Source organism: Rhizobium sp. P40RR-XXII (assembly GCF_012641405.1).
GTDB lineage: Bacteria > Pseudomonadota > Alphaproteobacteria > Rhizobiales > Rhizobiaceae > Rhizobium.
Genome location: NZ_JABAII010000001.1, coordinates 583793 through 598388, shown reverse-complemented (window position 1 = coordinate 598388; position 14596 = coordinate 583793). Strand labels below are relative to the sequence as shown.

The 14596-nt window shown below is 60.9% G+C and carries 14 protein-coding genes; 4 read left to right on the top strand and 10 right to left on the bottom strand.

Translation table 11 applies throughout. The features are described from left to right. Positions 1–34 precede the first annotated feature (34 nt). Entirely contained in the window at positions 35–1174 is a 1140-nt protein-coding gene (locus HGP16_RS02900) for an alpha-hydroxy acid oxidase (RefSeq protein ID WP_168838504.1), read from the top strand. A 48-nt stretch (positions 1175–1222) separates the two neighbouring features. On the opposite strand, the gene HGP16_RS02895 is transcribed toward HGP16_RS02900, so the two are convergent. The 8 genes from HGP16_RS02895 to HGP16_RS02860 form a co-directional block, all read right to left on the bottom strand. After that, positions 1223–1963, bottom strand: a complete 741-nt coding sequence (locus HGP16_RS02895) for a metallophosphoesterase (RefSeq protein WP_168838503.1) — start codon at positions 1961–1963, stop codon at positions 1223–1225. 3 nt (positions 1964–1966) lie between these two features. Further along, a complete protein-coding gene (gene uraH, locus HGP16_RS02890; protein ID WP_168838502.1) occupies positions 1967–2323 on the bottom strand; it encodes a hydroxyisourate hydrolase in 357 nt (118 codons plus the stop codon). After that, complete coding sequence (locus HGP16_RS02885) at positions 2320–2820, bottom strand: ureidoglycolate lyase (protein WP_168838501.1); 501 nt, start codon at positions 2818–2820, stop codon at positions 2320–2322. The genes uraH and HGP16_RS02885 overlap by 4 nt, the downstream gene beginning before the upstream one ends. 7 nt (positions 2821–2827) lie before the next feature. Further along, positions 2828–3154, bottom strand: coding sequence for a DUF86 domain-containing protein (locus HGP16_RS02880; RefSeq protein ID WP_246703264.1), 327 nt, complete (start codon positions 3152–3154; stop codon positions 2828–2830). 95 nt (positions 3155–3249) lie between these two features. Further along, positions 3250–3747: a 2-oxo-4-hydroxy-4-carboxy-5-ureidoimidazoline decarboxylase gene (gene uraD / locus HGP16_RS02875; protein ID WP_168838499.1), complete on the bottom strand. Its 498-nt coding sequence runs from the start codon at positions 3745–3747 to the stop codon at positions 3250–3252. A 1-nt stretch (position 3748) separates the two neighbouring features. Beyond that, positions 3749–4672 carry an allantoinase PuuE gene (puuE, locus tag HGP16_RS02870; RefSeq protein ID WP_168838498.1) on the bottom strand — a complete coding sequence of 308 codons (924 nt, stop codon included), beginning with the start codon at positions 4670–4672 and terminating at the stop codon, positions 3749–3751. Positions 4673–4777: 105 nt separating this feature from the next. Beyond that, positions 4778–5485, bottom strand: a complete 708-nt coding sequence (locus HGP16_RS02865; RefSeq protein WP_168838497.1) for a DUF1045 domain-containing protein — start codon at positions 5483–5485, stop codon at positions 4778–4780. Between the two features lie 102 nt (positions 5486–5587). After that, positions 5588–6772 carry an NAD(P)/FAD-dependent oxidoreductase gene (locus HGP16_RS02860; protein WP_168838496.1) on the bottom strand — a complete coding sequence of 395 codons (1185 nt, stop codon included), beginning with the start codon at positions 6770–6772 and terminating at the stop codon, positions 5588–5590. On the opposite strand from HGP16_RS02860, the gene mnmD reads away from it, so the two are divergent. Next, positions 6771–7505 (top strand): tRNA (5-methylaminomethyl-2-thiouridine)(34)-methyltransferase MnmD, encoded by a 735-nt coding sequence (gene mnmD / locus HGP16_RS02855; protein WP_168838495.1) that lies wholly within the window; start codon positions 6771–6773, stop codon positions 7503–7505. The genes HGP16_RS02860 and mnmD overlap by 2 nt on opposite strands. 42 nt (positions 7506–7547) lie before the next feature. On the opposite strand, the gene HGP16_RS02850 is transcribed toward mnmD, so the two are convergent. Further along, on the bottom strand, positions 7548–8477 hold the full coding sequence (locus HGP16_RS02850) for an AraC family transcriptional regulator (protein WP_168838494.1): 930 nt from the start codon (positions 8475–8477) through the stop codon (positions 7548–7550). A 77-nt stretch (positions 8478–8554) separates the two neighbouring features. On the opposite strand from HGP16_RS02850, the gene HGP16_RS02845 reads away from it, so the two are divergent. Further along, complete coding sequence (locus HGP16_RS02845; RefSeq protein ID WP_168838493.1) at positions 8555–9382, top strand: oxidoreductase; 828 nt, start codon at positions 8555–8557, stop codon at positions 9380–9382. Between the two features lie 67 nt (positions 9383–9449). Here HGP16_RS02845 and HGP16_RS02840 read toward each other — a convergent pair whose 3' ends face one another. Next, positions 9450–12698 carry a response regulator gene (locus HGP16_RS02840; protein WP_168838492.1) on the bottom strand — a complete coding sequence of 1083 codons (3249 nt, stop codon included), beginning with the start codon at positions 12696–12698 and terminating at the stop codon, positions 9450–9452. Positions 12699–12914: 216 nt separating this feature from the next. Between HGP16_RS02840 and HGP16_RS02835 the strand changes: the two genes are divergently transcribed. After that, positions 12915–14501: a trimethylamine methyltransferase family protein gene (locus tag HGP16_RS02835; RefSeq protein ID WP_168838491.1), complete on the top strand. Its 1587-nt coding sequence runs from the start codon at positions 12915–12917 to the stop codon at positions 14499–14501. Positions 14502–14596: the final 95 nt, after the last annotated feature.

The window sequence follows — 14596 nt, the reverse complement described above, 5'->3', positions numbered from 1 at the left end:
CATCGCCATGTAACCGTCCAGAGGGCAGACAGCCATGACCGCGCCGCTTACCATCGCAGAACTGAAGAAGCTCGCTCGGCGGCGCGTGCCGAAAATGTTCTTCCAATATGCCGATTCCGGTTCGTGGACGGAATCGACCTATCAGGCGAACGAGGCGGATTTCGCCAGGATCAAGCTGCGTCAGCGCGTTCTCGTCGACATGTCCGACCGGTCGCTGGCAACCAGCATGGTCGGCCAGAAAGTCTCCATGCCGGTCGCCCTGGCGCCGACCGGTCTCACCGGCATGCAGCATGCCGATGGCGAGATGCTGGCGGCGCGCGCGGCGGAGGAATTCGGTATTCCCTTCACGCTGTCGACGATGAGCATATGTTCGATCGAGGATATCGCCTCGGTAACGAAGCAACCCTTCTGGTTCCAGCTCTATGTCATGAAGGACCGCGATTTCGTCCTGAACCTGATCCACCGCGCCAAGGCGGCGAAATGCTCGGCGCTGGTGCTGACGGCCGACCTGCAGATCCTCGGCCAGCGCCACAACGACATCCGCAACGGATTGTCGGCACCGCCGAAAATGACCGTGAAAAATCTCTGGCAGATGGCTACGCGACCAGGCTGGTGTATGAATATGCTGAAGACGAAGCGCCATTCCTTCGGCAACATCATCGGTCACGCCAAGGATATTTCCGACATGACGACGCTGTCGCACTGGACGCATTCGCAATTCGACCCCAAGCTCTCCTGGAGCGATGTCGGCTGGATCAAGGAGCAATGGGGCGGCCCGCTGATCATCAAGGGCATTCTCGACGCTGAGGATGCGAAGGCGGCCGTCGATACCGGCGCCGACGCCATCATCGTCTCCAACCATGGCGGCCGCCAGCTCGACGGCGCTCATTCCTCCATCAGCATGCTGCCACGGATCGTCGATGCGGTGGGTGATAAGATCGAGGTGCATATGGATGGCGGCATCCGTTCCGGCCAGGACGTGCTCAAGGCCATTGCACTCGGCGCCAAGGGCACCTACATCGGCCGCCCTTTCCTTTATGGTCTGGGCGCCATGGGCAAGGAAGGCGTAACGCTCGCGCTCGAGATCATCCGTAAGGAGTTGGATATCTCCATGGCGCTGTGCGGCAAGCGGGATATCAAAGCGGTAGATCGATCGATCCTGGCTGATCTTTAAAGCGCAGTCGTTGCCGCAAAAGCGCTGCACATTTTTGCGCGACGTGCTCTAACGCAGCCAGCCCGTTGCCAAGCCGCTTGCCCACTCCGTACGGTCATTCTCAGCCGCGAGCTTCGCCATTGCCATGTGATCGTAGGCCACCTGCCGGAAGACCGGCAGCCAGTTATCGCCTGTCTTTTTCAGAATGGCGTAGGAGGCGAAGGGATGGCCGGCTTCCACCTTGTGATGATAGGGCAGAACATCGTCATAGGCCGGGCAGCCGACGCTGCCGGGATTGACGATTAGGCGGCCGCCTGAGAGACGGACGGCTCGCGGAATATGAGTATGCCCGCACAGGATCAGCCGAAAATCGACACCGACGGCAAGCGCTTCGATCTCCTCCAGCGGCTTCAGATAGACATAACCGTCCGGTGAGACGGATTCGAGCCAATAGACATTGTCGTCGGTCGGCGTGGCGTGGCAAAGATAGGCTTCGTTCCGATAGGTCGTACTGAACGGCAGGCGGCGCAGCCATTCCAGATGGCGTTCGGTCAATTCGTCGTAAGCCGCCTTGTCCGAAACATGCATGGCCTCCGGCGCCTGCTCGATCAGATACCGATCATGATTGCCGCACACCGTCAGCGCATTCAGTTCCAGCAACATATCGGCGGCCTTGCCAGCCGTCAGCGGCCCGCTGAAGCAATCGCCGAGATTGACGATCTCGGTGACGCCCTGCTTGCGGATATCGTCCAGTACCGCCTCGAGCGCCAGATGATTGCCGTGAATGTCCGCGATCGCAGCAAAACGCAAGTCTCAGCTCCCTCGATAGGTGGAATAGCCATAGGGCGAAATCAGCAGCGGCACATGGTAATGCGCCGTTGTATCGGCAATGCCGAAGCGGATCGGCACGAGGTCGAGAAACGCCGGCTCCGGCAGCTTGGCGCCGTTGGCACGAAGATAGTCTCCGGCCCGAAACAGCAGTTCGTAGGTGCCGGCAACGAAGCTGTCGCCGATCAGGATGGGGCCGCCGTCCACACGTCCGTCGGCATTGGTCGTGACCGTCTTCAGATGCGTGCGCGCATCGCCCTCGATCCTGAAAAGATCGATCACCAGGCCTTCGGCCGGCTTGCCGAGGGCGGTGTCGAGCACATGGGTGGTCAATCCGGTCATAGCGCTGGCGCTCCGATGATGTAGGGCGTTTCGAAGAAATATTCCTCTAGATTATTTCCCGGCCCATCACGATCGACAACAAGGAAATCGCTCTGCTCGCCGAGTGCCATCAGCGGATAATGCCAGGCATTGACCCGATAGTTCACGCCCTGATCGCCCCGGGCCAGGAAGACCTGCGGCCTGCCGGGCCTGCCGCCCTCATCCTGCGCGACGACCACGAGAAACGGCCGGCTTTTCAGCGGCACGAAACACTGGCTGCCGAAAGGGTGGCGCTCCATCATCTCGATCGAGAAGGGGAAGGCGCGCGGCTGACCGCGAAACAGGTTCAGGATAACCCGTGCCCCGTCGCCGATGGCTTCGGCAGCCGACAGCGCATGGAAGCGCTCCGTCGTGCCGCCATTGATGAACCGCATGGTTGCCGGATCGGCCTCGATCACATCGCCGAAAGGAGCGAACGCGGCCTTCGTTAGTGGGTGAATTTCAAGATGCTGTGTCATTCTATGATCATTCGCCTTCCGCCCGCCAACGGCGAATGGAATCCAGTTGTGAGAACAATTCCGGAAGAGATTTTTGCGCGATGTCCCACAGGACCGTCAGCTCGATGTCGAAATAACCCTGCGCAATTCTGCTCCTGAAGTCGTGCATCTCATGCCAAGGCAGCTCCGGATGGTCAACGACAAACTCCGGATATTCCTCCGCAATGCGCGCGGCCGCCTCGCCGATCATCAGGAGAGTCATACCGACGGCGCGCTGCTTCTCGACATTCTTGAAAAATGCGCCTTGATCAATTCCACGAAGGAACTGACCTGCCTCGGACACGGCCCGCTGCATGTAATCAAGGTGGGCGATTAGCCGATCCAAGCTCATATGACACAGCCCCAGTTTGTGAAATACTAAGTCATGAGCGGCGTGGAAACAGCTCGCTATCAGCCCTCGGGAAACATGGATTGCAGCCGCAGCAAAGCGATCTTTTCAACCTGGGCCGCGGCGGCCGCAAATTCCGCATCCCGGCCATTGTCGACCCGCGTTTCGAAGGCAGCGAGGATATCGTCCTTGCCAAGCCCTTTGACCGCAATGATGAAGGGAAAGCCGAATTTCGTCACATAGGCGGCATTGAGTTCGGTGAACCGCGCATGCTCCGCGGGGCTCAGCCGATCGAGCCCGGCGCCGGCCTGCTCCTTGCGGCTGTCCTCGGTCAATTCTCCGGCAACCGCCAGCCGGCCCGCAAGGTCCGGATGGGCTCGCAACACGCCAAGCCGCTCCTGCTCGCTGGCAGCGCGGAAGCCCCTCACCAAAGCGGCATGCACGCCGCCCGAGGTCAGCGGTTCGGCGATGGTACCAGCGTCGTAGGCGCGCTCGGCAATGAAGGGAGAATGCTCGAAGACGCCGCCGAAACGGCCGATAAAATCGGCTCGCGATATCATGTCAGCGCTCGCCCCCCGGCGTATGATTCTGATGCCAGTGGTTGGCGATCTCGATACGCTTCGGGATCCAGACCTTGTCGTGCTTCTGCACATATTCGATAAAGCGCCGCAGGGCCGCAGCCCGGCCCGGACGGCCGACCAGGCGGCAATGCAAGCCCACGGACATCATCTTCGGGCTACCCTGTTTGCCTTCTTCATAAAGCGTGTCGAAGGCATCCTTGAGATAGGTGAAGAACTGGTCGCCGGAATTGAAGCCCTGCGGTGTGGCAAAGCGCATATCGTTGGTTTCGAGCGTATAGGGGATGATCAGGAACGGCTTGCCGTTCAAGCCGTCGACCCAGAAGGGCAGATCGTCGGCATAGGAATCGGAGGAATAGAGGAAGCCGCCCTCCTCCATGACCAGCCGCAGCGTATTGTCCGATGGCTTGCCCTGATACATGCCGTAAGGCCGCTCGCCGGTCAGTTCGGTGTGCAGCCGCACGGCCTCGAGAATATGCTTGCGCTCCAGATCCTCCGAAAAATCCTTGTATTCCAGCCAGCGATAGCCGTGGCTGGCGATCTCCCAGCCGGCTTCCTTCATAGCCGCAACCGCTTCCGGATTGCGCGCCATCGCAAGCGTCACGCCATAGACGGTCGCCCGCACCTTGAGCTCTGTGAACATGCGCCACAGCCGCCAAAAGCCGGCACGCGCGCCGTATTCGTAGATCGATTCCATATTGAGATTGCGCTGGTTCGGCCAGGGTGCCGCCCCAACGATCTCGGAGAGCAGGTTTTCAGAGGCCGCATCACCATCGAGAATGCAGCTTTCCCCACCCTCTTCGTAGTTGATCACGAACTGCACCGCGATGCGTGCATCGCCGGGCCACTTCGGATCCGGTGTATTGCGGCCATAGCCGATGAGATTGCGGGAGTAGTTTTCCGACATTGAAGCACCTTCTCTGATCAGCGGACGGTAGCACCCACACAGCGAAAGTCGAGACGGAAAGTGGGAAAATCACTTTCTCTTCAATGGTAAGCCCGTCGCGCTATCCTAGGCGATCTTCCGGGCGCTGACCTTTCCCATCGGATGCAAGGAATGCACGCGGAAGGGGCCGCCGGAACCGTCTTCCATCATCAGCGCGATGTTGGATACGGGAACCGGCGCGGCAAGCGCCGGCTCGAAGAAGTCGCGCAATGCCCGCTCCATGCGCTGCAGATCAGCCGGGCCGACAGTGCCGGTCAGCATCATCTGAAAGCGGAATTCGTCCATCACGTGCGGATGGCCCCAGCGGTGCAAATTGGCGAACTGCGCCGCCGAAAGGCCGTCCGGATCGATGCGCTCGATCTCCGCTTCGGTCAATGGCGCGCGATATTGGTCGAAAGCCTGGACCAGGGATGCCGCCAGGAAATGCATCTGCTGGCTGGGTGCGGACGCGACGAGGCCCAGCGCACCGCCGAGGCGCGCGACCTCCAGCCGTGGAATTTCAAAAGGCGCGACCGAGCCGGAAAACCGCATGAGATCGCGCAACAGTGCGGCCTCGGACATATTCTCCGCCAGCCGGAAGGGCGCCTTCAGCAAGCCCATGAAACCATAGCGACGGGGAACGGCGGTATAGAAGGCGATCTCGTGGATGCCGAGCCCGCGGACCGCGGGCGGGTCGACCATCTCGCCGGAATAGACATTGCGGCCGAGCCAATTTGCCGCCACAAGCGTCAGCGGATCGCTCGCGGACGGCGTGAAGCAAATGGCGTAACGCATAAATTCCTCCAAGGCACGATAAACCGGCTGACCGGCAAGGGCTAACGGCCAAGGAGATAGGTGATTTGCGTGACAGATTGACGACCCGAAAGGGGCGTGAATTCACGTTTTATGTGATATGACTGAAATATGACTTGCTAAAGTGAAACTCTGCGGCAACTTGAAGCTACAAGGCATATCCGCCGCCTCCCGTACCGCCGCCTCGGCCAGCCGATGCGCCAGTCCAAAGCTCACCTTGAAGCCGCCGGTCAATGCAATCAGCGAGGGATGGTCGGGGTGTACGCCCACCATCGGATCGCGATCGACCGCCTTCGGCCGCAGTCCGGCCCAGCGTTCCATCACCTCCGCGCCGGCCAACATCGGCGCCAAGGCACGGGCCGCAGCCAGAAGATCGTCAAGCTGCCCATCGGTCGACAGCGGGTCGCCGAAACGATTCTCGCTCGTGCTGCCGACCGCGACCAATCCATTTTCATGCGGAACGATGTAGAGGCCATCCCGGAAGATAACCGGGAAGCCGCCGTCGATATCGGCCTTGAGCATAGCCGCCTGCCCCTTGACCGGTTGGCCAAGTGAGGATTTGCGGCCTTCCGTCAGCCCGTCGAGGATTGGAAACGACCGATAGCCGGCGGCAAGAATGCAGCGTCCAAACCGGATATCGCCCTCGTTCGTGGTCGCCACGGCCTTCTCAGGATCGATGCCTTCGACGCTCAGCCCCTCGGCAAGCCGCACATGCTGGGCTCCGGCAAGAAATCTCTGAAGCACATTCAGCAAGGCACGTGGAGCAACCCGCGCAGCAAGCGTATCGAAGACGAAACCGCTTTCGCCGGCGGTAGGATCGATCCAGCCTGGAATGGGCGCAGCGTCGAGCACATGCCAGTGAAATTCACGTTCATCCTTACGCCAATGCGCTTCAGCATCCCGCGAATGACCAAGCGCGATCTGCCTGAGATGCGGCTTCGGCAGCGGGATCAGCCGGCCGGCGCGACGGTAGCCCGCCGAAAGCCCGGTCCCCGCCTCCAATGCTGCGATTTCCTCCTCCAAGGAGACCAGCGCATCGAATTGAAACTGCTTCTTGTCAGACCATTTGTCCGGCATATGCGGCATCAGCGCGCCGAGCAGGCCGCCACTCGCCCCTTGCCCGAAATAGCCGGCTTCGACGAGCAGGGCCTGAATGCCGAGGCGCTCGGCATGGACGGCCGCCCACAGGCCCATGATCCCGCCGCCGACGATCAACAGATCGACGGATGATTGACCGACGGGCCGTGTGGGATTATCGGCTCTTTCCATGACAGATCCAGTTTCCGATCGGACTGAGGCGTCCGAAACCAGTGCGGCAAGCCCGGAGCTCGAATGGCGCGACGGCGATATGCCCTATTCGACGGCTTTTGGCGACCATTTTTATTGCCAGACCGACGGCCGGCTGGAATGCGGCCACGTCTTCCTGGCCGGCAATGGCCTGCCCGCCCGCTGGCAGAAGCAGCAAAACCTCCTCATCGGCGAGCTCGGTTTCGGCACCGGCCTGAACTTTTGCGAGACGTGGCGCCAATGGCGACAGCAGGCGACACCGGGCTCGGAACTGCATTTCATGTCGTTCGAACTTTATCCCATGCGTGCGGATGAGATCGACCGCGCGTTGTCGCACTGGCCCGAGATCGACATAGAACGTCAGGCCCTCGTCGCCGTCTGGCCGGACGATCCGCAAGGCTCGGTATCGCTGCGGCTTGACGCCCACACGCGCCTGACCATCGTTTGCGGCCAGGCGCTCGAAGGCGTGAGCGATGCGCAGCCAGGCTTCGATGCCTGGTATCTTGACGGCTTCGCACCCTCGCGCAATGCCGACATGTGGTCGTTGGAGCTGATGCAGGCGCTTTACGACAAGACGGTTCCGAACGGCACCTTCGCCACCTACGCGGCTGCCGGTTTCGTGCGCCGAAACCTGCAGGCCGCGGGCTTCGTCGTCGAGCGACGGCAGGGTTTTGCCGGCAAGCGTGAAATGCTCTGCGGAATCAAGCCGGACTGAGGCCGAGGCCCGTTTCTCAAACCGGACGATGACCGCGGGGGATCAAGCCAGCTCGCCAAGATGCCGGCGAACCCAATTGGCCTCTTCCGATGCCGTACGCCGAAAGTGTCGCTTGAAGTCGCGGCTGAACTGGGCGGGACTGGCGTAGCCGACCGATGTCGCGACCTCCGCGATCGTCTTGTCCTGGCGCGCGAGCATCAGCCGCGCCTCGTGCAGCCGCATCGCCTTCAGATACTGTATCGGACTGCTGCCCGTCAGGGCCTTGAAACGGGCGTGGTAGGAGGGAACGCTCATGCCTGCCTCGTGCGCCAGCGCGGCGACCGAAATCTCGGAGCTGTAGGTCTCGCGCAACCGGGCCAGGCTTCGCACGATCCTCCCAGAGGTGCCCCGCTGCTGCAGGGCTGAGATCATCGCGCCGCCCTGCAGGCCGACGAGCACCCGGTAATGCAGCTCGCGCAGGATGCCCGTCCCCATGACCGCGAGCTCGACGGGATCACACAGCGCGCGCAGCAAACGCAGCACGACATCCTCGATAACCGGCTCCATTCTGCTCGATACCAGACTTCGCACCTTGCCGGCTTTCGGCTCGGAACGTCTCATCCCCACTTCCGAGACGATCTCCGCAGCCAGAAGCATGTCGAACTCGACGTAGACCGCAAGCAGGGGACGTTCTGCGCTGGCCGAGGATTCCATGCGGAACGGAACGGGGACCGAAACAGCCAGATAATGCTCCTCATCATAGAGATAGACCTCGCCTTCAAGCATGCCCTGCTTTCGGCCTTGCAACACGAATACCGCACCCGGCTTGTAGAGCACCGGGACGTCGTGAAGGATCGCTTCGGTTCTGAGAATGCGCACGCCGGCAAGCCCGGTCGGATTGTATCCCTGGCGAGGGGAAAGAATCCCCGCCAACTCCACCAGCTCCCGGCGCCTCTCACTCTCCATCTTCATAGGATTTGGCAAGCTATTCATAGTTTTCACAATCGCTGGCGACACTTTTGAAGATTATTAGTCAGTGACACTCACCAATCAAGAAGAGAACGCCAATCATGTCACGAAAAACCTTCTTCATCACCGGCGCGAACTCCGGCTTCGGCTTCGCAATCGCAGCGGCCGCGAGCAGCCAAGGCCATAAAGTTATCGGCACCGTCCGCTCGGAACAGTCGCGGGCTGCTTTTGCGGAACGCCTGCCGGCGACGCGCTCCGTCCTGTGCGATGTGACGGACTTCGACCGGATAGCCGATATCGTTCAGCAAGCCGAAGAGGACCATGGGCCGGTCGACGTGCTGATCAACAATGCCGGCTACGGCCACGAGGGAATTCTCGAAGAGTCGTCCCTCGAGGAGATGCGGCGTCAATTCGACGTGAACGTCTTCGGCGCCGTCGCGGTCGCCAAAGCCTTCCTGCCGCGCTTTCGCGAAAGGCGGAGCGGGTTCATCGTCAACGTGACCTCGATGGGCGGCATGATCACCATGCCCGGCATCGCCTATTACTGCGGAAGCAAGTTCGCCCTTCAGGGCATTTCGGAAGTCATGGGCGCGGAGATGGCGCCGTTCGGCGTTCGAGTGACCGCTTTATGCCCCGGCTCCTTCCGGACGGACTGGGCGGGACGTTCGATGATCCGGACTAAGCGCTCGATCGCGGATTACGACGCGTTGTTCGATCCGATCCGGCAGGCTCGGCATGCCAAAAGCGGCAAGCAGCTCGGCGATCCGGACAAGCTTGCAGCCGCCGTATTGGACCTGCTCGAGTCCGACGCACCTCCACCGCAACTCCTGCTCGGCAGCGATGCCCTTGGATTTGTGACGGACAGGATCGAGCGCCTCAAACAGGAGATCAAGGCATGGAAATCCGTTACCGTTTCGACCGATGGCTGAGAGCGCCGACCAGCGCAATGGCTGTAAGCGTCATCCCGGCCTTGGGCTCAGTCCATCGATCTCAACTCTAGCTGTTGGAACGATCGGCCTGGAAAACGGCGTCACCGAGATAGCGCTGGATCTTCGCCTCGAGAAGTTCGGGGCTGATCGGTTTCGACAGGCAGTCGTCCATACCAGCCTGCATGCATGCGATGCGATCGACATCCAACGCCTGTGCCGTTACCCCGATGATGGGCACATGCCATCCCTGCTCGATTTGCGCCTCGAATTGCCGGATCATGCGCGTCGCCTGATGACCGTTCATGACTGGCATGGAAACATCCATCAGGATCAGCGACGGCCGCAATTGACGCCAAGCGTCCACCGCCGCCTGGCCGTTCTCCACGACAAGGAAGCGAAGTCCGGTCGCCTGCAGGATCTGCGTGAAGACGATCTGGTTCACCTCGTTATCCTCGGCGACGAGAACGTCGATGGCGTTACCAGGTCTAGCACGCGTCATCCGGTCGGCGGCTTCGATCGCGGCTGCGGCCTCAGCCTCTATCGGCAACGGCCGGGCGATGGAGCCCGGCTGCTCGCCCGCGTTCTTGCGCCGCGACGCGCGCACGACGTCGATGATCGTGTTGCGCAGCACATTGGCACGCACGGGTTTCATGAGATGCGCCTGGCCATTGACGGCGGTGAAATCCTTGTCGCGACCGGCGACGCCCATCGAGGTCAGAAATACGATCGGCAGCGCGTCGAAACGTGGATCGGCGCGCACGGCGCTTGCGATCTGATAACCGCTCATGGCGGGCATGCCGTAGTCGACGATGATCGCGTCGACCGATACGCCCATGTCGAAAGCGGCATCCAAAATGGCAAGCGCGGTCTTTCCGTCCTCTGCCGCGTGGCTGTCGAAACCCCATCGCGCCAATTGCTCAGTCAATATGCGCCGATGGATCTCGTCGTCTTCCACGATCAGGATCCCGGCTCGCTTTACGTTGGCCGGCAGCTCCGGAACCTTGCCACGCGACGCGACCAGCGGCATGGGCAGATGGACCGTGAAAACCGATCCCTTGCCCCATTCGCTTTCGACCGAGAGCGAACCGCCGAAAAGATCGACGAGACCCGCCGTAATGGCAAGGCCAAGGCCCGATCCATCGAGGCGCCGCGCAAAGGAAGAATCCGCCAACGAGAATTTGTCGAAGATCGTATCGAGCTTCTCGTCCGGTATGCCGATCCCGGTATCTTCGATGCGGAGCATGAGCAATATATTGTCGTCCGGCGCGGACTGGCTGTCCAGTTCCACCAGCACGTGGCCGCGTTCGGTGAACTTGATCGCATTGCCGACGAGATTGGTCACGATCTGGCGGAAACGGCCGGCATCGCCGAGCATCGCCGCCGGCACGCCGGGAGCGATGCGCACCATCAGCTCGATATTCTTCTCCGATGCGGCGGCGGCCAGCAGCGTCGCTATGTCTTCGACAGCTTCAGCGGGGTCGAATGCCATCTTGCGCAGATTCATATCGCCGGTGTCGATGCGCGAGAAATCGAGAATGTCGTTGATGATGGTCAGCAATGCATTGCCCGACTTGACGATGATATCGACGAAGGTCTTTTGCCTCGGATCGAGATCTGTTTTGCCCAGCAGCTCGGCCATGCCGAGCACCCCGTTCATCGGCGTGCGGATTTCGTGGCTCATATGGGTCAGGAATTCGGATTTCGCCCGGTCTGCCGCATTGCTGCGCGCCAGCAGCAGCTGTAGGTCCGCCTCGCGTTCCTTCATCTCGGTGACATCGGTGAACACCACCGTCCAGCGGCGCTGCTCGCCGATCGCGGCGCCAAGCTGTATCCAGCGGTCGCCGACGACCTGGAATACGCAGGAGATCGGCTTGCCCGCCGCAACGCTCTCCGCCCATGATTCCCGCAGACCCCCGGAACCATTGCCAAAGTCGCCGCGTTCCGCGCAATAGTCGAATGCCGCGGACCAGTCCCTGCCTACCTCTAGAAGCTCGGCCGGAAGTTTCAGCATGTCCTTCAGCCGATCGTTGGCCAGCAGGATCGCGCCATCCTGGACGATCAGCAGGCCTTGCGACATCGCCTGCATGGCATCAGCCATCAACTCGCCGAGATGCTCCAGCGCCAGCCGGGTCTCGGTAATCTCCCTGGATTGCTGCTTCACGGAAGAAATATCCGTGTAGGACATCAATGTCCGGCCATTGGAAATCTGGCGCGCGTCGATGATGACGGATTTGCCGTCGGCAAAATTTACTTCCGTCTGCAGATGCTCGCCGCCCTTGCGCAGCTTGGCCAGCCACGCCTGATATATATCGTCGATGCTGCGGCCATCGGCGCCGAAGCGTGCCAGCTCGTAGTGCTTGGCGATGATATCGCGATAGGGGCGGCCTCCGAAGCGCTCGTCCCTTGAATATTCCCAGATGTCGTAGAAGGCATCGTTGACGTATTCGACGATATGGTCGCCGTTATGGATAAGGACACCGATCGGCATCGAGCGGAGGATGTTGTCGAGATCCTGGTGCAGCGCTTCGGCACGAGCCTGCGCCTCAATAAGCTGCATCTCACGCTGCTTCAGCACAGATGTATCGGTGACCGAACCCACGGCATAATGCTTGCCCTCCGCCGTCGTCGTTCGGTTGAGGCAAATCTTTACCGGATGCTTCACCTGCTGTCGGTCGACGATTTCGCTTTCGAATTCATGCCTGCGCCCCTCCTGCAGCACGGCTTCGTTTTCCACGAAGAAGTCGTCGGCGCCGGCGTCGAACATTTCATGCTCGGTCTTTCCGAGCATTTCGTCACGATCGAGGCCGGTAATGTCGGCATGGGCCGTATTGGCATAAATCAGGCGATGGCCGGAATCGCGCACGAAGGTGGCAACCGGCAGGCCCTCCAGAATGCTGCGGAAAAAGCCGGCTTCATCGGCCTCCCTTCGCACTGCCCCGTCCGTGGAAGCATCGCGCACAACGGCTGGTGCGGCAAGGAACACCCCGAATATGTAGACACGGTCTTCCGATGGGGAAAAGCTCTCGATTTCCACGAGAGAACGTTGGCGGCCCGACGCATCGAAGCACAGCGCGACCTCTTCCGAACCGAAGACAAGGGCGCGACGCTCCTTGTCCTCCCTGTCGGCACTCTCGTTGGCATCGAGAAGATCCTGGCTGCGGTTGCCGATGAAATCGGAAATATCGCGGCCGAAAAAACGCGCATAGGCATCGTTGACGGCGACGTACCGAAGCTCGCTGTTCTTGATGTAGGCGGGCCTGTCCAGATTGGCGATCCGGCGGCACGCTATGTCAAGCAGTTCACCGTCCAGGGTCAAACGGAGCCCCTCTTCTCACCGCGCATGATAGTTCGTGAAACAACGCTCTAACACGGATCGATTTAATAAGGTGTTAACCATGTTTAACCAGTCGGGCGGCGTCGCGTTCAGACCACGCACTATCCTATAACGGCCATGTCTTGGTCGCAAACGACGGCGGCACGCCGAGGCAAACTCTGCCAAGAATCCGTCAACGGATCATTGGGAGCGAGCGCCATGAGCGACGAAGCAAGCCTGACCTTGAACGAAGCACAGGCCGCGACAGCGACGGGCGAACGGCGGCGGCGGGCCGGAGGGCGCGGGGCCGAGCGCAGCCGCAAGCCGAGCGGCACGAAGTACCTCAATCTGGTGAATAATCTCGCTCGCACGGAACTCCTGTCGCCCGAGGCCTTGGACGATATTCACGAGGCGTCGCTGACCATCCTTGAAGAGATCGGCATGGACATCATCCTGCCGGAAGCGCGCGAGCGCATGAAGGCCGCCGGCGCCGATGTCACGCCGGGAAAGGAGCGCGTCCGCTTCGACCGCGACTTGATCATGGAGCTGATTGCCTCCGCCCCCTCGACCTTCACCCTGCACGCCCGCAATCCGCTAAGAAACGTTGAGATCGGCGGCCGTAATCTCGTTTTCGCGCAGGTCGCGTCCGCCCCCTTCGTAGCCGACCGCGAAGGCGGCCGGAGAGCCGGAAATCAGGAGGATTTCCGCAAGCTCATCAAGCTCGCCCAGTCCTACGACGTCATCCATATGACCGGCGGCTATCCGGTCGAGCCCATCGATATCCATCCCTCGGTGCGCCATCTCGATTGCCTCTCCGATATCGTGAAGCTTACCGACAAGGCCTTCCACTGCTATTCGCTCGGCCAGCAGCGCAATCTCGACGCGATCGAGATCGCCCGCATCGGCCGCGGCATCAGCATGGCGCAAATGGACCACGAACCTTCGCTCTTCACCATCATCAACTCCTCGTCACCGTTGCGCCTTGACGGGCCGATGCTGCAGGGCATCATCGAAATGTCGTCGCGCGGCCAGGTGGTGGTGGTCACCCCGTTCACCCTGGCGGGCGCGATGGCGCCGGTGACGATTGCCGGCGCGGTGGTGCAGCAGAACGCCGAAGCGCTTTGCGGCATCGCCTTCACGCAGATGGTGCGCAAGGGCGCGCCGGTCATGTATGGCGGCTTTACCTCGAATGTCGACATGAAGACGGGTGCACCCGCTTTCGGCACGCCGGAATACATGAAGGCCGTGATCTGCGGCGGCCAACTCGCCCGCCGCTACGGCATCCCCTACCGCACCTCGAACACCAACGCCTCCAACACGCTCGACGCACAAGCCGCCTATGAATCGGCCCTTTCCCTCTGGGCCTTGACCCAGGGAGGCGGCAATTTCGTACTGCATGCGGCCGGCTGGAGCGAAGGCGGCCTCACCGCCTCCTTCGAGAAATTCATCCTCGACGTCGACATGCTGCAGATGGTCGCCGAATTCCTGACGCCGCTCGATGTCAGCAGCGACGCGCTGGCGCTCGACGCCGTGCGCGATGTCGGCCCCGGTGGCCACTATTTCGGCACCGCGCACACGCTCGCCCGCTATGAAACCGCATTCTATTCGCCGATCCTCTCCGACTGGCGCAACTACGAGACCTGGACGGAAGCAGGACGGCCCACGACCTACGATCACGCCAACCGCGTCTTCAAAGAAACGCTCGCCCGCTATGAAAAACCGCCGCTCGATCCGGCGGTGGAGGAAGAGCTCGACGCTTTCGTCGCCAAGCGCAAGGAGGAAGGTGGCGTTCCCACCGATTTCTAGTTGAAAATCAAAGGCTTTACGCCTGAAATCATGAACGAAATTTAATGTCGCGGACCTCATTCAGACCGTCCGAAAACCCAGGCGCAAGCTAACCT